At 52.9% G+C, this 16,949-nt stretch carries 16 protein-coding genes and 1 pseudogene; 2 read left to right on the forward strand and 15 right to left on the reverse strand.

Annotation, left to right across the window (positions count from 1 at the left end):
* Positions 1-78: 78 nt before the first annotated feature.
* From ACFQ1Z_RS06090 to ACFQ1Z_RS06130, 9 genes and pseudogenes are all read right to left on the reverse strand, one after another.
* Entirely contained in the window at positions 79-2,757 is a 2,679-nt protein-coding gene (locus ACFQ1Z_RS06090) for a TonB-dependent receptor (protein ID WP_379056370.1), read from the reverse strand.
* Positions 2,758-2,990: 233 nt separating this feature from the next.
* Positions 2,991-3,677: a Bax inhibitor-1 family protein gene (locus ACFQ1Z_RS06095; protein ID WP_379056372.1), complete on the reverse strand. Its 687-nt coding sequence runs from the start codon at positions 3,675-3,677 to the stop codon at positions 2,991-2,993.
* A 153-nt stretch (positions 3,678-3,830) separates the two neighbouring features.
* The gene (locus tag ACFQ1Z_RS06100; RefSeq protein WP_379056374.1) at positions 3,831-4,730 is read right to left on the reverse strand and encodes an aspartyl/asparaginyl beta-hydroxylase domain-containing protein; all 900 of its coding nucleotides are present in this window, start codon (positions 4,728-4,730) and stop codon (positions 3,831-3,833) included.
* Positions 4,731-4,813: 83 nt separating this feature from the next.
* Entirely contained in the window at positions 4,814-5,860 is a 1,047-nt protein-coding gene (nagZ, locus tag ACFQ1Z_RS06105) for a beta-N-acetylhexosaminidase (RefSeq protein ID WP_379056375.1), read from the reverse strand.
* Positions 5,861-5,879: 19 nt separating this feature from the next.
* Positions 5,880-7,007, reverse strand: coding sequence for a methyltransferase (locus ACFQ1Z_RS06110; RefSeq protein ID WP_379056376.1), 1,128 nt, complete (start codon positions 7,005-7,007; stop codon positions 5,880-5,882).
* Positions 7,008-7,075: 68 nt separating this feature from the next.
* Positions 7,076-7,768: a queuosine precursor transporter gene (locus ACFQ1Z_RS06115; protein WP_379056377.1), complete on the reverse strand. Its 693-nt coding sequence runs from the start codon at positions 7,766-7,768 to the stop codon at positions 7,076-7,078.
* Positions 7,768-8,568, reverse strand: coding sequence for an ABC transporter permease (locus ACFQ1Z_RS06120; RefSeq protein WP_379056378.1), 801 nt, complete (start codon positions 8,566-8,568; stop codon positions 7,768-7,770). The genes ACFQ1Z_RS06115 and ACFQ1Z_RS06120 overlap by 1 nt, the downstream gene beginning before the upstream one ends.
* Positions 8,565-9,476, reverse strand: coding sequence for a nickel ABC transporter permease (gene nikB / locus ACFQ1Z_RS06125; RefSeq protein ID WP_379056380.1), 912 nt, complete (start codon positions 9,474-9,476; stop codon positions 8,565-8,567). Before nikB ends, ACFQ1Z_RS06120 begins: the two co-directional genes overlap by 4 nt.
* 179 nt (positions 9,477-9,655) lie before the next feature.
* Positions 9,656-10,132: pseudogene (locus tag ACFQ1Z_RS06130) on the reverse strand (L,D-transpeptidase family protein); the annotation flags it as partial.
* Between the two features lie 149 nt (positions 10,133-10,281).
* On the opposite strand from ACFQ1Z_RS06130, the gene ACFQ1Z_RS06135 reads away from it, so the two are divergent.
* A complete protein-coding gene (locus ACFQ1Z_RS06135) occupies positions 10,282-10,971 on the forward strand; it encodes a VIT1/CCC1 transporter family protein (protein WP_379056381.1) in 690 nt (229 codons plus the stop codon).
* Between the two features lie 54 nt (positions 10,972-11,025).
* Here the strand turns inward: ACFQ1Z_RS06135 and ACFQ1Z_RS06140 are convergent, their stop codons facing one another.
* Both ACFQ1Z_RS06140 and rlmD read right to left on the reverse strand, forming a co-directional pair.
* Positions 11,026-12,492: an ABC transporter substrate-binding protein gene (locus ACFQ1Z_RS06140; RefSeq protein ID WP_379057183.1), complete on the reverse strand. Its 1,467-nt coding sequence runs from the start codon at positions 12,490-12,492 to the stop codon at positions 11,026-11,028.
* A 16-nt stretch (positions 12,493-12,508) separates the two neighbouring features.
* Positions 12,509-13,867 (reverse strand): 23S rRNA (uracil(1939)-C(5))-methyltransferase RlmD, encoded by a 1,359-nt coding sequence (rlmD, locus tag ACFQ1Z_RS06145; RefSeq protein WP_379056383.1) that lies wholly within the window; start codon positions 13,865-13,867, stop codon positions 12,509-12,511.
* Between the two features lie 66 nt (positions 13,868-13,933).
* On the opposite strand from rlmD, the gene ACFQ1Z_RS06150 reads away from it, so the two are divergent.
* Entirely contained in the window at positions 13,934-14,446 is a 513-nt protein-coding gene (locus tag ACFQ1Z_RS06150) for a hypothetical protein (RefSeq protein WP_379056384.1), read from the forward strand.
* 64 nt (positions 14,447-14,510) lie between these two features.
* Here the strand turns inward: ACFQ1Z_RS06150 and ACFQ1Z_RS06155 are convergent, their stop codons facing one another.
* From ACFQ1Z_RS06155 to ACFQ1Z_RS06170, 4 genes are all read right to left on the reverse strand, one after another.
* Positions 14,511-15,293, reverse strand: coding sequence for a 3'-5' exonuclease (locus tag ACFQ1Z_RS06155; protein ID WP_379056385.1), 783 nt, complete (start codon positions 15,291-15,293; stop codon positions 14,511-14,513).
* 197 nt (positions 15,294-15,490) lie between these two features.
* On the reverse strand, positions 15,491-15,970 hold the full coding sequence (locus ACFQ1Z_RS06160) for a hypothetical protein (protein WP_379056386.1): 480 nt from the start codon (positions 15,968-15,970) through the stop codon (positions 15,491-15,493).
* Between the two features lie 189 nt (positions 15,971-16,159).
* The gene (locus ACFQ1Z_RS06165) at positions 16,160-16,645 is read right to left on the reverse strand and encodes a YdbL family protein (protein WP_379056387.1); all 486 of its coding nucleotides are present in this window, start codon (positions 16,643-16,645) and stop codon (positions 16,160-16,162) included.
* Positions 16,642-16,884 carry a hypothetical protein gene (locus tag ACFQ1Z_RS06170; protein WP_379056388.1) on the reverse strand — a complete coding sequence of 81 codons (243 nt, stop codon included), beginning with the start codon at positions 16,882-16,884 and terminating at the stop codon, positions 16,642-16,644. Before ACFQ1Z_RS06170 ends, ACFQ1Z_RS06165 begins: the two co-directional genes overlap by 4 nt.
* Between the last annotated feature and the right edge of the window lie 65 nt (positions 16,885-16,949).

Genomic DNA, 16,949 nt, shown 5'->3' on the forward strand with positions numbered 1-16,949 from the left:
TACAGCTAATAATTGGTGGTTTTAAACAGCCATATAAAAACTCGACCACCACCACAAACTGGGTCGAGATTAATTCAGTCAGTCAGGCTGATCTTTTAAACTTTGGGATTTCTTGACCTTATCCCATCCCCAATCGAAATTTATGCCAACCCAAGCTGCTCGTGGCGCACCAGGACTGATAAAAGTTGAGTTAACCCAGTTATTGTCTAAACGAACAAAGTTACCATTTGAATCCAAGACAGGATTTCCACCTGAATCAAGTGGTGCACTGACTTGAAACGCACCCTGCGGACTAAATGGGTTACGACCTAAATTGCCAGCCGTTGCATACTCTTTATTGAAAAGATTATCCAATCTTGCAAATAGTGAAACACCGTTATTGAAGCGATAATTAGCGCGTAGATTGAACACAGCATATCCGGAGATCTTTCCTTCGCCAGTGTAGTCATATAAATCGCGAGTTCCATTCACTCTCGCACCCGCACGAGGCACATGGTCATTATTTTCATTACCTCTCACATACGAAAATGAGTGAGCCACCATACTTAATGTGAAATCAAATTCGGGCGTCACTAGATAATTCCAATTAGCCTGCACTATATGATTTGGCATACCTGGTAACTGATCACCCGGTGAGACATATACATATGCCTGCCCACAAGTCGGGCATGTTCCTGCAGAGTTGCTGCTATTGGCATCATTGATTAGTTGTGAGCTACTTTGAAAAGTGGCCTTCATCCAAGTGTAATTCAGGCCAAAAGTGCTTTTTCCCCACACCCCTTTCAAACCCATTTCCAGGCCCTCACGACGAGTCTTTCCGAAATTATCGAAGACTCCTCTATTTTTCTGACCCAATGGTATGAATAAGATGTCATCAGTGAGATCTGTTCGGAATGCACCAACATTCCAATCAAAACCGGCCACCGTTCCACGTAAACCAGACTCATAACCAGTCGACCGTACTTGTTTTAAATATGGGTCAGCTGTTAATGAGGTTGGAATAGTGCAACCAAACTGAAAATTGTCACTAGTACCCTCTAATCCTGTATGGTCTTTAGCACATCCAAGCTCAATAACAGAAGGAACACGCGAGCCACGACTAACATTTCCATATACGGTTAAATTCTCTTTGGCCTCCCAAGCTGCACCTAAAGATGGATTAAAACTCCGATAATCGTAGTCTCCAGTTGTACATATGAACCGGTTGAAATCGGTGGCGAGTCTTTTAATATCAGCACACGCTTGGAATTGAGGCAAAAAGAACTGTGGCCGAAAGTTATACATATCATTACCACGATCTGATCTCAGCTCATTTTTAACGTTGGACCAGCTTAAGCGTGAGCCGAAAGTAATATGTAAAGTGTCAGTAGGTGACCAAGTGTCAGTAAAAAATATGGCTTTGCTTCGACTTGAGCCTGTCAGATCGTTCCGGATAATGCCCGGAGCACTAGTTTGTATGTAGAATTGGTTATCTTGATCGGCAAACCAAGGGTCATTGGTAAAATGAAAGACATGGTTTGCATCAAGTGCGCCGAGTGACTGGGATTGCAAAAAATCTATCTTGTTCTCATCCAAACCCGCACCAATAGCAATTTGGTGCTTATCACCTTCATACGTCATCTGCAGGGAAAATCCATCAGCATTAGACTTCAGTGAGGATTGATTGAGAATACCGTTTAAAGAAATGAAGCGGTCATCCAAGCCATCGGAGTTTGCATCTAAACCACTACTAAGAACCTGCAATCTTCTTAGTCCCTGATAAATGTCTGCTCCTACAGCATTTTGGTTCAGGCCACGCCTATACGTTAGTGCAGATAGACTCACCCTGTCATTTACATACCACGTACCGGACAGACTGTAATGTTCTAAGCCGTTTTTGGCCTCGTCCGGAGAAGTAAATACCTGTTTCCGGTCAACTTCAGCCATTTCGATTGGCAATACTCCATTACCAATCAGTGCTGTATCGACATTTAAGGCAGTCAAATTAATTTGACCCGCATCAAAACGGACTGTGGCTTTGTTGAATAACTGACGCACATTACTTGGTGAGTTCACACGCCAACCATCTTCGTTGAAATGCGTATATGCAGTGAACAAAGCAACCCTGTCACCATGTATCCCATTCGAAAATTGCGTTTGTTTCCTGCCCCAATCCCCTACGAGCTGTTGCGCGCGTAAAAAATGATCTGAAAAACCATCTTTAGTTGTAATTGCTAATGCTCCACCAAGTGTATTTTGACCAAACATTGGGTTCGATCCGGGAATAATATTTAGTGTTGAAATTGCATTCATCGGGATTAAATCCCAATTGACCACCTCGGCAAAAGGTTCATTGACTCGCACACCATCAAGGTAAACAGAAATACCCTGTGGCGTACCGATTTGAGGTGAAGCCGTAAAACCTCGGTAATTTAAATCCTGTTGAAAAGGATTACCTGTGTAGTCAGTCACGCTCACCGATTGCATATTACTATTAAGAAATTCGGTAACGTTTGTAGCTTTTGACTCAGAAATTTCTTTATCAGTAGCAGTTTGAATATTGGTAGTTGCGGTTTCCCTGTCGATTGGCAAGCCTGGCAAAGGCGTAATGATACGGCGCCGCTTGGCCTTGATTTCGATCTCGTCCAATTGGATTGTCGTATTTAACTCGGCCGCTTTGGTATTGTTATTTGCAGGTGCTTCATTCACCTCTGCAGCAGTAGACACACATGAATAAGCTGCTAGAAACAGCACTGACTTTAATTTATTTTTTATCACTTCACTTCCCCCATTGCGGAGGAGGATTGCAAAAATCAAACCATGTGAGCTATATATTTTTTATCAATAAAATCAAACACTTGCACCCTTAATACAAGATTACAATCAGTTAATTTGGCTGCATTAAGCCAGGGCTGGTTGCAAACAGCCTTAAACAATAAATTCAATAGAAAAATGGTTGTAGGCAATAAAAAAACCCGCCGGAGCGGGTTTTTTTATTGGCTGAAAATCACTTAATCGCGATTACCCAGCAAAGCCAGCAATATGTTCAACAGGTTCACGAACAGGTTATATACATCGAGGTACAGGCTCAGGGTCGCCATCACATAATTGGTCTGGCCGCCACGTACGATCTGGTTCACGTCATACAGGATGTAGCCGGAAAAGATCAGTACTGAAACGCCGGAAATAGCCAGTGACAAGGCCGGGATCTGGAAAAACATATTTGCCAGGCCAGCCACGATCACCAGGATCAGACCGACAAACAGGAATTTGCCTATGCCGCTGAAATCACGCGCCGGTGATGAACCGATACCAGCCAGAGTGAGGAAGGTGATGCCAGTACCGGCGGCAGCCAGACCAACGATCTCAGCACCATTGCTCAGATGCAATGCGTACTGCAGGATAGGTCCCAGCATGATACCGAAGACAAAGGTCATGGCCAGCAACAACCAGACACCGATGCTGCTATTCTGGTTAATGGAGATCAGTTTGAACATACCGAACATCACGGCGAAAAAGCCGATAGTGAATATGAACGGATGTGCGGCTAAAAAGCCGAAATTCATTTGCAGGCCGACATAAGCACCGATCACGGTAGGTACCATGCTCAAGCCGAGCAAGGCGTATGTGTTACGCAACACGCGGTTCTGCGTATCGGATAAACTACCCTCACGACCTAAAACTTGCATATCTGACATAATATTTTGTTCCTCTCAAATAAAACGTTATTACTTATAACTTCAAGGACTAAGATAAGGGTAAACGGACAAAGTTTCAAGTTTAATCATCACATTTAGCTGATTTAGCACTAAATGCAAGATCTTCCTGATGGCCTGGACCTTCCAGATAACCTAGATCTTCCAGATGATATAGATGACCAATGCGATTAAAGCTATCCGTGTGACCTGGTACAGGGTTTTGTTCCAGCGTTTGAAACGTCTGCGGTATTGACCTACCACCCAGGCGTAGTGGAACAGGCGGTTGATGACACCGGTCTGGTCGCCCTCTTCATTAGGCGAGCTGGCGGCGGTCACTATGGTGTTTGCCAGAAAGCGGTTCACTGCCTGCGCCCAGCCATAGCGCATGGGGCGCTCTATATCGCAAAACAGGATGATGCGGGTCTGGTCGGTTTTGTTATAGGCTTCGTGGATATAGGTTTCATCAAACATGATGGCCTGCCCGTCACGCCAGCTATAGTCCTCGCCATCGACCTTGATATAGCACAGGTCACTATTCGGTGTAGTCAGGCCCAGGTGGTAGCGCAATGAACCGGCATAGGGGTCTCTATGCGGGTTCAGGTGTGCGCCTGGCGGCAACTCGGCAAACATGGCGGCTTTGACGCTGGGGATGCTCTGCAGCAAGGCCACGGTTTGCGGGCAGTAGATGCTGGCCGAAGGGTGTTCGGCGTCATACCACTTCAGGTAAAACCGCTTCCAGCCGGTTTTAAAGAATGAGTTAAAGCCGGCATCATTATTGTTTTTGGCCGCGGCGATGCGCTCCTGGTCACGCACATGCAGCGCTTCTCTAAGGATGTCCTGCCAGCGGTCACTGATGACTTTTAATTCAGGGAACTCACTGACCTGCACATAAGGGGTGGTCGGCGCTTTGGAGAACAGGTAGAGAAACACATTGAACGGCGACACGATGCCGGAGTGGTCGAATATCTGCCGGTAAAAACGGTGCCGCACTTTGCCGCGAAAGTGCACATAGCTGACAGACGCTAAAAATACCCCTAAAACGATCCATTTCATAGCGATTACCGATGATTGAGTCTGAAAATATTAGTTATTATTAAGCACCGAGCTTACTTTATCCTGAACAGTTTAGAAAGTACTCAGGCAAATAAATCTGTTTCTTTAAGGCCAACCAGTGCCACACGTTTCACGGCAGCGACATAATCCGCCGATTCACGCAGTGCGACCATATCCGCCGGGTGGTGCGCACCGTGCATACGTGCCAGCCGCGCAATAGTCTGTGCTGAAATGCTCCAGCTCAAGTTTTGCAGCAATTCATCCGCCAGATCTGGGCGATTGCACAACAGCACCATATCGCAACCGGCATTGAGTGCCGCCAGAGTGCGTGCAGTGACATCGCCGGCCACGGTGGCGCCTTCCATACTTAAATCATCGCTAAAGATCACGCCGTTAAAACCCAGGCGCTCGCGCAATACTTTTTGTAACCAGCGTGGCGAAAAGCCGGCCGGTTTTTCATCGACTTTAGGGTAGATCACGTGTGCCGGCATGATGGCGTGCAGGCCTTCGTCTATCATCTGGCGGAAAGGCTGCATATCGTTCTGTGCGATCTGGTCAAACTCGCGCTCATCGACAGGGATACTGACATGCGAATCGGCCACCACAAAGCCATGCCCGGGGAAATGCTTGCCCACTGCCGCCATGCCGCCTTTTTTTAGGCCCTGCATCAGGCTGAATGCCAGCTCGTTGATCGCCTGCGGGTCGCGATGGAAGGCACGGTCACCGATCACCAGGCTATCGCCGTAATCCATATCCAGCACCGGGGTAAAACTGAAATCAACGCCATGGGCGCGCAATTCGGCTGCCAGGATATAGCCGGCTTCAACCGCCAGCTCTTTCGCTTTGCGCGGATTCTTATCCCATATATGGCCGAACTCACGCATGGGCGGGATCTTGGTAAACCCTTCGCGGAAGCGTTGTACGCGCCCGCCTTCGTGATCCACCGCGATCAGCAACGGCGGCTGGCGCACGGCATGGATGCTGGCGGTAAGCGCCTTGAGCTGCTCGCCACTCTCAAAGTTACGCGCAAACAGGATCACGCCACCTACCAGCGGATGTTGCAAACGGCGGATATCTTCGGCAGTTAACTCTTTGCCAACCACATCCAGCATCACGGGACCTAAAGACATAACGTTTCCTATTAAATAACTAAACCGATTTTAAACGATAAAGGCTGGTCACTTCTTTAGAGCGCGCCGCGAATAGCGGATCTTGCTTATCCTGTGCCTTGCCGTGTTTGGGCTGGGTATCTGACTTGTGTATCACATGCAGCCCGGCGGCTGTTATCCAGGCTTGCAATTCGTCCGGCTTGCGCAAGCCTATCAGCTCTGCCAGGTCAGACATCACCAGCCACGCCTCGCCATCCGGGTTAAGATGCGCTTTCAGGCCGTTTAAATAGCCTTTCAGCATCTGGCTGTCCCGGTCATACACCGCCTGCTCTATGGTGGTATTGGCTTTGGCAGGCAACCACGGCGGGTTACAGACGATTAAATCAGCCTTACCCTCCGGGAACAGATCTGCCTCAACCACCTGGATATTGCTCTGCATATTCAGGCGCTGTATGTTCTCGCCGGCACAGATCAGGGCGCGTGGATTAGTCTCGGTGGCCATCACCTGCTTTATACCACGCGTGACCAACACAGCTGCAATGACACCAGTACCGGTGCCTATATCCCACGCCACTTGCGGGTTATTGAGTGGCGCCTGGTCTATCAGTTCCAGATATTCGCCACGCACAGGCGAATACACGCCGTAGTGGGCGTGGATATTCGCGTTGAGTGCAGGGATAGGCACGCCCTTTTTACGCCACTCATGCGCACCTACCATGCCTAGCAGTTCGCGCAGTGACAGCACCAGCCTGGCCGGCAGCTTGTCTTTCTTCTCGTCCATGATCAGCGCGCCCTGCACTGCCGCTTTTACATCTGGCGCACGCGGCAACTCGCATTGCCCATATTTGAGTTCTATCAGCACTTTGTTAGTGATGTTGGCACGGCCTATCTGCCGCGCACGGTGCTGGTGAAAGCTTTCCAGCATGGTTGCTGCCGGTTTGACTGGTTTACGGTCCACTCTGCGCGTGATGGCTTGCAATAGTTGCTTGGCGTTCTGAAAGTCGCCGCGGTAGAGCAAGGCGGTGCCTTCGCAGGCAAGGCGATAGGCTTCATCCGCTTTGGTGGTATCGTCAGCGATGACCAGCGCTTTCGGCGGCGGATTACCCGCCTCCGACTGCCAGTCAGCGGTTTGTGTCTTGTTTTTTTCGTACCAGTTAATTTGGTTCAATGGGTTTCCGATAGGCAAAGTATATGGGTAAAAACAGGAGTGCATGCCCTCCCGTTTATGGACCCGCGTTAAAGTTTAAACGGGCTAAAGTCCGTATGCGTGTCGTAATAATCTTCGTTTTCTGCACGCTTGAGAAAGGCAACAGCTTTGTATGTGACTGGCGTAAAAGCTATTTCGACCAGCACTTTGGCCACAAATTGCGCCAACAAGATCTGCGGCATCATAGCATCTGGAAACTCCCCAGAGCCATAAAATGCGAGCGGGAAAAACAATATCGTATCTACCGCTTCACCAAACAGAGTAGAGCCTATGGTACGACTCCACAACCAGCGCCCGCGCGTAAGTATCTTCATTTTGGCCAGCACGAACGAGTTCACGAACTCCCCGGCCACGAATGAGAGCAAGGAAGCGATGGCGATACGGGCGGTAGAACCGAATACAGACTGATAGGCGGCCTGGTCGTGCCACTCTGGTGCCGGTGGCAGGGCCACGATCACCCAGGCCATCAGGCTGGCAAAAGCCAGGCATACAAAGCCGGTCCAGATGACACGTCTAGAGGCAGCGTAGCCATAAACTTCGGTGAGGATATCACCAAAAATAAAACTGATAGGGAAAAACATAATGCCCGCACCAAACGTCAGCGAGCCCAGCAGCGGGGCCTGGATCTCGGTGATCTTGCCAGGCCCTATGATATTAGAGCAGACCAGCACAACGGCAAACGCCGCCATGATAAAGTTGTAATAGCGATACTGTTTTTTCATCACCTCACCTTACTCTCGCTGCGTACATCCAGTTTGTCGCGTAACACATCGCCACCGAGGTTGATCGCCAGGATCAGGCTCATCATGCACGCACCTACCGTCAGCACATAATGCGGTGCCACCAGCATAAACCTGACTGCGTCACGCAACATGGCGCCCCAGGAAGCATTCGGTGCCTGTATGCCCAGGCCCAGAAATGACAGTGAAGCTTCGGCTATCATCACGCTGGCCATGCTATACGCGGCTTCAACCAGCAGGATGGAGATCAGCAACGGCAATATATGCCGCAGCATGACGCGCAAGGAGCTGGCACCCAGCGACTCGGCCGCCAGCACATGCAGGCGCTCACGTAATGCCAGTGTCTGCCCACGCGACAGGCGCGCATAAGTCACCCAGCCGGTCAGGCATAACGCCAGGATCAGGTTATTGATGCCGGCGCCCAGCACCGCAGCAAAGGCGATCGCCAGCAGAATACCGGGGAAAGCCAGAAAGATACTGGTCACCTGCATCAATGCCTGATCGAGCTTGCCGCCTTTGTAGCCGGCGATCAGCCCTATGCTGATCCCTATGGTCATGGTCACTGCCGTGACCACCACGGTGACCAGAAAAGAAACCTCTACCCCGCGTATCACCCGTGCCAGTATGTCGCGCCCCAGGTCATCAGTACCCAGCCAGTGTTGCGCGCTGGGCCATTGCAAAATCGCTTCAAGATCAGTGTGATTGGGGTTGCAACCGACGATATGCGCGACCAGCACGGCCAGCAGCCAGAAAGCCAGCGTGGCTAATGAAAAAGTCTTCATAGTGACCCTCTGGTGCGCGGGTCCAGCCAGCGGTAAGCGACATCGGTCAACTGGTTGATCAGCACATAACTCAACGCCACCACCAGCACACAGGCCTGTGTCACCGGGTAATCGCGCTTTTCTATGCTATCTACCAGCAGCCGGCCTACGCCGTTCCAGCTGAAAATGGTTTCTGTGATCACGGCACCGGCCAGCAGGCTGCCCATTTGCAGGCCGACGATGGTGACCATAGGTAGCAGTGCCGCGCGTAGCGCATGCCGCAATAACACCTGCCGCTCGCTCAGGCCTTTGGCACGCGCGGTGCGTATGTAATCTTCATTCAACACTTCCAGCAGGCTGGTGCGTGTCATACGGGTGAGGATAGCGCTCAGGCCCAGCCCCAGTGTCAGTGCCGGCAGTATGATGGCGGCCGGGCTGCCCATGCCGCTGACCGGCAACCAGCCCAGCCACACGGCGAACACCAGCATCAGCACCGGCCCCAGCCAGAAAGCAGGCATGGCGGCCAGGCGTATGCTCAGCATGGTCACCATCACATCCTGCCAGTGCCCGGCTTTCAACGCCGACCAGATGCCTAAGGGGATACCTATCAGCAAGCCTATGCTGAGTGCAGTGACTGCCAGCAGCAGCGTGGCCGGGTAAGCCTGTGCCAGCAGCTGCGTGATCGGTGTTTGCGTGTGTATGGAGACCCCGAAATCACCTTTAAACAGATTCAGCACATACTGGCCGAACTGCACATGCACCGGTTGGTCCAGCCCAAGCTGGGCCTTAAGCAGCAGCCGGTCTGCCGCGCTGGCAGATTCACCCAGCATGACATCGACCGGGTCGCCCGGCACCATATGCAACAAGGCAAAGGTCAGGCAAAGCACGCCGGCGACCACGGGCAACAATGTGGTGATTCGCCTGATCATCCGCCTGCGGTTGTGTCGGGGGTGGTCTGGGTTGCGCTGGCTTTATTTTCACCAGGGTTGATTTCACCAGGCTTGATTTCACATGGGTTATTATCACTATGCTTGATCTCGCCAGCCTGACTTTTGCCGGTCTGATCTTCTACAGTCTGCAGCCTGGCTTGCTGGCCATCTGCATCCTGGTCCAGGATATCCACCGTAGTGCCTGCCGGCACCAGGTCAAACAAGGCGATCAGATCGGCATTACGCATGCGCACACAACCGTGCGAGCCAGGCGCACCAAATTCGGTCTGGTCGGGTGATCCATGGATATAAATATAACGCTGCATGGTATCTACATTGCCGAGCCGGTTCTTACCCGGTTCGCTGCCGCTCAACCAGAGAATGCGGGTCAATATCCAGTCGCGCTCAGGAAACTGCGTTTTCAGCTCCGGGGCAAAGATCTCGCCGGTCGGCCTGCGCCCGACGAATACCGTGTTCTCAGGTGCACCGGCACCGATCTTGGCACGGATGACATGCTTGCCCAAGGGCGTACAACCGCTGTCTTTCACACAGCCGACACCGTTGGCGGCAGTTGAAACCGGGTAACGGCTGACGAATGTGCCGTGATCGTCAAACAATGTCAGTGATTGTTCAGGGATGGAGATAGCTATATGCATAAACATTATTCTAAGCGATTTGTGCCGGATTGGATTCAGAATCCGGCATCAGGGGCAGATTTCAGATGACGCACAGCAGGCAGTCACTGCATGTTTTAATGACAATTAGAATTACAATGGCAGGCATCCCATTTTGATAAGTATTGATCATGCCGCATCATGAAATGCATTTTTTACAGCGCAGTGGCTGGCTGCGAGCTTCTGTGCTGGGCGCAAACGATGGCATTATTTCCACTGCCAGTTTGCTGATGGGGGTGGCGGCAGCCGGTGCCGATAACAGCGCCCTGCTGGTGACCGGTGTCGCCGGGCTGGTCGCCGGTGCGCTTTCCATGGCCACCGGCGAATATGTGTCTGTCAGTTCGCAGACGGATATAGAGCAGGCAGACCTGGCGCGCGAAGCCAGGGAGCTGCAGGACAACCCGGACAGCGAGCTGCGCGAACTCACCGGCATTTATATAGCGCGCGGCTTGTCGCCGGATCTGGCGCAGCAGGTGGCGCAGGCCTTGTCACACCACGACTCACTGGCCGCGCATGCGCGCGATGAACTGGGCTTGCATGAGGTGAACCAGGCGCAGCCGCTGCAGGCGGCGCTGGCCTCGGCCCTGGCATTTGCCAGTGGCGCCACCCTGCCCTTGCTCACGGCTTGGCTGGCACCGCATGCGCAAGTACAGAGCTGGCTGATCTTCAGCACCTTACCGTTTTTAGGCCTGTTGGGGGCAGTCGCTGCCCGTGCCGGCGGTGCCAGTGTATGCAAAGGTGTCAGCCGTATTGTCATCTGGGGCGCACTCGCCATGGCCGCGACCGCACTGATAGGCCACTGGTTCGGCGTGCATGCCTGATCGCACTGCCAGGGTTCAGGGCCAGGGTTCAGGGCCAGGATTCGAGGCGAGGATTCAGAGCTGGGCGGGTTGAAACACTATGCTGGTCAGGCCATCCCAGTTGCCGTCTGCCATGGGCTGGTAAGACTTGACGCTGGTCTGATAGGCGGCAAACTGTCCTTCATACCAGAGCGGGATATACGGTAATTGTTCATGGATACGGCGGGTGACCGCCGGCCAGTCCTCTTTTTTCAGCAAACCATCCAGCAGCGCATCGCGGTAACCGCCACGGTTGAAGCCGGCCGGTGGCATACTGCCTGAACCGAATACCTTGCCGTAGATCTCCGGCGTTTTAATCCCTACCCAGGTCAGGCCGGACATCTGGAAATTACCTTTTTGCACATCGGCAAAAAAAGTACCCCAGTCCAGGCTCTTGATCTGCAGGTCTATGCCCGCCGCCTGCATCTGCGACTGCAGAATGGTGGCCAGGCGTACCCGTTGCGGGTCGGTGCTGGTTTTATAAACCAGCGTCAATGGCAGTTTGACGCCAGCCGACTCTAACAACTGCCTGGCTAATTCCGGCTGGTAGCCATAGGGCTGCAAGGCCGGGTTGCCGGCATAGTGCTCTGGCGGCAGGATGGCATTCGCCTGACGGCTGTGGCTGACCATCACTTTATTGATGATGGCCTGGGTATCTATGGCATGTGCAATGGCGCGCCTGACCCTGACATCGCGCAAGAACTCGGCCTGTACATTCAGGCCCAGGTAGGAATAATTGGCTCCGACCACGGTCCTGACTGAAATATGGTCTTGCTTTTGCAGGTATTTGATCAGTTCTGGCGGCAGGTCACCCTGGATCAGGTCGACTTCGCCGCGCTTGAGTTTAAGCACGCGCACATTGGGGTCTTTCACCTCACTGAAGCGGACTTTAAGGCCGTCGCTGAGCCTGACCAGCTGCAGTTCACTGTCCCAGCGATCCAGCCTGAACGGCCCGCTGCCCACAGGCGCATGGCCGAAATCATGCTCGGCAGCGATCTGCGCGGCGGGCAAGATACCTATGATCAGTCGCGCGGCAAAATGCGGGTCTGGCCGGCTAAGTGCAAAGTCTATGGTCTGGCTATCCGGGGTAGTGATGTGCTGGATATGCTTGAACTCAGCCGTATGTGGCGAGTTTTTCAGTTGCAGTAGGCTTTCATAAGTGGCCTTGACATCAGCAGAGGTGACGGGCGTGCCATCATGAAAGCGGGCACCTGGTTGTTGCAGCTGAAAACGGTAATGACTGGGGTCCAGCATTTGCCAGGCGGCCAGCCCTGCCACCTCATGCGACGCGGCATCAAACTCGACCAGCCGCTGGTACAGCAGGTGATTGATACGTTCTGAAGCGGCATCGGTGGCAAATCTAGGGTCCAGGTTCACCGGCGCCTGCGCCACCGCAAACACCAGAGCGCGTGGTTCGCTTTCTGGCTGGCAGCCGGAAAGTATTAACGCCAGCGCTATCGTCAACACTGGCAGTGCAAGTCTCAGCAGACCCGCGCCTGCCATTTTATTCAGCGACACCTCAGGCTCTTTCAAACAGCGCGATGGATTCCACATGCGCGGTGTGCGGGAACATATTCATCACGCCGGCTGCTTTCAGGCGGTAGCCTTTGGACTGCGTGAGTATGGCGACATCGCGCGCCAGGGTGGAAGGATTGCATGAGACGTAGACAATGCGCTCGGGCGCGCCCTGGCCATCATCCGGCAGCGACTTGATCAGTTCCATCGCCCCGTCGCGTGGCGGATCTATCAGCCACTTGTCAAAATAGCCCAGGCCTTGCAAAAGTGTCGGCGTCATATCAAACAGGTCAGACTCGGCGAACTCGACATTGGTTATCTGATTCAGGCCGGCGTTCTCTATCGCCCGTCTGACCAGCGCCTGTGCGCCTTCCACACCATAGACTTGCGCGCCGCTGCGGGCGATAGGCAAAGTGAAATTACCCAGGCCGCAGAAAAAGTCGGCGATGCGCTCACCGGCTTTGGGCTGCAATAACTGCATGGCGCGACGTATCATGACGCGGTTGATGCCAGGGTTGACCTGGGTGAACTCTATGGGGCTGAACGGATATTGCAGATTGTATTCCGGCAGGCTGTAATGCAGGCGGTCGCTATGCCCGAACAAAGGTTTAGCCGTATCCGGCCCTTTGGTCTGCGTCCAGAACTGCACGCCATGGGCGGCTTCAAACGCGGCCAGCAATGGCAGGTCACGCTCTTCCAGGGCTTCGAGTATGCGTAGCAGCAATACGGTCGCATCTTCACCGACTGCCAGCTCTATCTGCGGCAGGCACTGCTTCACACTGAGCTGGCCTATCAACTCTTTGAGCGGCACTATCAGGTCAGAAATAGCCTTAGGCAGCACCTGGCAGCTATCCATAAAGGTGACGAAGCTGGTGCCTTTTTCATTGAACCCGACCAGCACACCGCCTTTTTTCTCCACATATTTCACGCGCAGGCGGGCTTTATGCCGGTATTGCCACGGCGTGCCCTGTATAGGCGGCAGCATCTTTTCGGGTTTGATACGCCCTATGTGCCACAGATCGGCTTCCAGCAAGCGCTGTTTGGCAGCGACTTGTGCCGAAAACTCCAGGTGCTGCATGGCGCAACCGCCACAGGTACCAAAATAGCTGCAACCAGGCGTGACGCGCTGGCTGGAAGGCTTGAGCACCTCCAGCGTGGCAGCCACCTCATAGGTAGGCTTGGAATAATGGGTGGCGAATCGCACGCGCTCGAAAGGGAGTGCGCCTTCGATAAACACTACTTTGCCATCGACATGGGCGACGCCACGGCCTTCCTGGTCCAGGGATTCGATCACGGCGATACGGGGGGCTTGTTTCGCCATTGACGCTGGCGACAGGCGGGTTCTTTGACGGTTGCTTCTCATAGCTGTTATTTTACCTGAATTGGGCTTACAATCCCTCAACAAGCACTGCAAAATAAGGGAGACCATATGTTAAAACAATGGAGTCTGAGTATTGCAATAGTGATGGCATTAGCCACCTCTGCGACTTGCCTGGCTGATGAGATCGCCATACAGCAGGACGCACAGGGGGTGAGTTATGTGACTGGCGGCATAGGCTCGGAAGAAGTCGAAGCGCTGGAAGCATACAAAAAACAATTCAATCTGTATTTTTTGTTTTCTGAAGGCAGGATAGGCCGCCTGGTCGATGATGTCAGTATCAGCATCATCGATGGCAAGAAACAGACCGTGTTCAGCCTTGAACACGCTGCCCCCAGATTACTGCTAAGTCTGCCAGCGGGCAAATATACCGCCGTTGCCACCTACCAGGGCCATACCCAGCGTTACACCTTCAACCTCACAGCTAAAAAATCACAACGCGTGATCCTCAACTGGAAAAACAGCCAGCTTGATGACGAGTCACGCGAAGAGAACCGGCAGGATGAAGTCCCGCCTGCAGAGATTAAAAACGACACTAGGGCAGATGCGTCAGGTGCCAGTTAAGTCTGGACTGTTGGCCTGGATTTAGACTTAACAGGCTGTAGACTTAGCTAGGCTATAGGCTTAGTCAGGCGGGCTGGGCCCAGGCCTGCAGGAATTGTTGCCAGTGGCTGCCGGGGTAACTGGTCAGGGTCTCACGCACCAGCTGGATCTCTTGCTCGTAGGTGGCGTCAGTCAGATGGCCGCGCATCTTCAAAAAGCGCAAATACACCAGGTGGGTATTGGCAACGTCAGTTTCACAGTAATCGCGGATGGCCTGGATCTCGCCATCCAGATACGCCTGCCACACTTTGCTGCCATCCATGCCCAGCTTGCCGGGAAAGCCGCATAACTGGGCCATCTGATCCAGCGGCGCATTGGCGCGGCCACTGTACATCGCCAGCACATCCATCAGATCCAGGTGCCGCATGTGGTAGCGGCTGATATAGTTATTCCATTTGAATTCTTTGTCATCTTCGCCCAGGTCCCAGTAGCGCGGCGCGCTGATGCCATGCACCATGGCGCGGTAATGCAATACCGGCAGGTCAAAACCGCCACCGTTCCAGCTCACCAGGTTGGGCGTGTATTTTTCGATGCCATCAAAGAAGCGCTGTATGATCTCGGCCTCGCCTGAGTTTTCATCGCCCAACGTCCATACCCTGAACTGGTTGCCTTCACGCATGGCGCAAGAGATCGCACACACACGTTGCAAATGGTGTGGCAGAAAATCAGTGCCATTCTGCTGGCGGCGCTGGTGAAACGCGACATTGGCGACATCACTGTCGCTCAAGCCGGCAGGCAGGTCGTGCAACTGGCGTATGCCGTCTACATCGGGAATGGTTTCAATATCGAATACAAGACTGCGCAGCATGAGAACAACAATCCGGCTGGATCGCCCCACAAAAATAATATGGTCGTAACCATAGCACAGGCGATGGCGACCTCACCAGCCGAAAATTCTGATCCTAACTACAGCATCAACAACTACAACACCACGCAGTGGCTAGGCAGCCACACTTGATCTACCGCATATTTACCGGCAAACCAGACTGCCAGCCCATTGCGGGCTTAGGCGATTTCCAGTTGTAGAATATCTTGGTTATTGCTTTCCTGCAGCCACTCGGAAGGCGCTTTGTGCAGCCGGATAGGCGCTTTCATCTCGTCGCCTTCAAAGGTGAGGATGGCATAACTGACTTCTTCCGGTGCTGCTATAGGGGTGAATTTGCCAAAGCCAAAATCCGCATTACGCATGACTTGCCAGGCACCTACCGGTTCGGTGTATTCGGGTTTGGAAAAGTAATGTGCGATCTGCCTGTCGGTCGCCGTTTTCAGCGCGCAATCATTTTCACGCGATAACACCGACCATCGATAATCCAGGCCATCGGCGATAGGCTGTAACTGCAGGATATACCAGTGCAGGTTTTCTCGCACCAGTTGTATCAGGGAACGGACGCGGCCGGTTTGCTGATTCAGGATGTAGTAGATGCCTGAGTCCTCTTGCCGGATGGTTTGGCCCAGCCTAGGTAGAACGAAAAGATTATTTGCCACAACAAACTCCTTCCATCGCAATATGCACTTTATTTGTATGCAATGACCATGCCTGAAACTGAATTCCGGGCTTTTTACTGCTCTGTTTTTCGATTTGTGCGGGCGATAAAAAATCCGCCTGTCTGGCCGTTATGGCACGGCCAACTGCCTCATGCTCTTATAAAGCGTTTCTATACAAGGCCTTAGCACTTATTTTTTCTGCCACTGGCCGTCGCGTTGCACTGACCAGCCGGGTTGCGCACGGTCTATCCAGCGCTGGGCGAAAGTGCGCTGTATCTCGCCTTCCCACTCGGGGTGACCATTTGCGGCAGCAATACCCTGATATAAACGTGAGCGGTCTGCGTTTTCCTCTTTCACCAGTGCGGCCAGCGCACTACGTTGGGACAGTGGCACCAAACCTGCATCTTTTACCGCGACAAATCCGTCCGCGGTCAAACCGACAGCGCCTGATTGATAATAAGGCGCCAGCAGCTGATGGCGGTTTTGCATGCTGGCCTTCACTGCGGCGACCGCAGGGGTATTCACATCCAGATCAGCCGCCGCCTGTGCCTGTGTCGTCAACACACCCAGCAGCAGCACGCTCAATAACAGCTGCTTAAAGATGTGATAGCCGTCACGGCTAAATAGTTGCAACTGCAACAAGCACGGTAGACTGGTTTTGCTGATGGTATTCATGGTGCTGACTCCTGATTAACGCTAGGGGCGACGGCCGGGGCCGGGCTGGAAGATGAGGCTGGCGCAGCGGCCGGGGTCTGTCCGGCCGGGGTCTGCCAGATTTCGTCTATCACTTTATCCGCCGCTTTTTCTGCCGCTGCTGCCGGGAAATAGATATTGATAGTCACACAGGCCGTCAGTTCAATCGCAGCAGCCAATACTACGCCAGTGCGCAGCCAGCGCATATATTTGTTATTCATGGCAACATTCATCTGCTTCCTTTCCTATGACCCCTGGGGGTTAACTAACACTATGGTCACCTGAC

It is taken from the genome of Methylophilus luteus, assembly GCF_042676265.1.
Lineage (GTDB): Bacteria > Pseudomonadota > Gammaproteobacteria > Burkholderiales > Methylophilaceae > Methylophilus > Methylophilus luteus.

What these genes read in the sequence shown, in the direction of transcription:
- ACFQ1Z_RS06095 (WP_379056372.1), bottom strand. Translation starts at nt 3,677, where the DNA reads ATGTCAGATATGCAAGTTTTAGGTCGTGAGGGTAGTTTATCCGATACG.
- ACFQ1Z_RS06100 (WP_379056374.1), bottom strand. Translation starts at nt 4,730, where the DNA reads ATGAAATGGATCGTTTTAGGGGTATTTTTAGCGTCTGTCAGCTATGTG.
- nagZ (WP_379056375.1), bottom strand. Translation starts at nt 5,860, where the DNA reads ATGTCTTTAGGTCCCGTGATGCTGGATGTGGTTGGCAAAGAGTTAACT.
- ACFQ1Z_RS06115 (WP_379056377.1), bottom strand. Translation starts at nt 7,768, where the DNA reads ATGAAAAAACAGTATCGCTATTACAACTTTATCATGGCGGCGTTTGCC.
- ACFQ1Z_RS06120 (WP_379056378.1), bottom strand. Translation starts at nt 8,568, where the DNA reads ATGAAGACTTTTTCATTAGCCACGCTGGCTTTCTGGCTGCTGGCCGTG.
- nikB (WP_379056380.1), bottom strand. Translation starts at nt 9,476, where the DNA reads ATGATCAGGCGAATCACCACATTGTTGCCCGTGGTCGCCGGCGTGCTT.
- ACFQ1Z_RS06135 (WP_379056381.1), top strand. Translation starts at nt 10,282, where the DNA reads ATGCCGCATCATGAAATGCATTTTTTACAGCGCAGTGGCTGGCTGCGA.
- ACFQ1Z_RS06140 (WP_379057183.1), bottom strand. Translation starts at nt 12,492, where the DNA reads ATGGCAGGCGCGGGTCTGCTGAGACTTGCACTGCCAGTGTTGACGATA.
- rlmD (WP_379056383.1), bottom strand. Translation starts at nt 13,867, where the DNA reads ATGAGAAGCAACCGTCAAAGAACCCGCCTGTCGCCAGCGTCAATGGCG.
- ACFQ1Z_RS06150 (WP_379056384.1), top strand. Translation starts at nt 13,934, where the DNA reads ATGTTAAAACAATGGAGTCTGAGTATTGCAATAGTGATGGCATTAGCC.
- ACFQ1Z_RS06155 (WP_379056385.1), bottom strand. Translation starts at nt 15,293, where the DNA reads ATGCTGCGCAGTCTTGTATTCGATATTGAAACCATTCCCGATGTAGAC.
- ACFQ1Z_RS06165 (WP_379056387.1), bottom strand. Translation starts at nt 16,645, where the DNA reads ATGAATACCATCAGCAAAACCAGTCTACCGTGCTTGTTGCAGTTGCAA.
- ACFQ1Z_RS06170 (WP_379056388.1), bottom strand. Translation starts at nt 16,884, where the DNA reads ATGAATAACAAATATATGCGCTGGCTGCGCACTGGCGTAGTATTGGCT.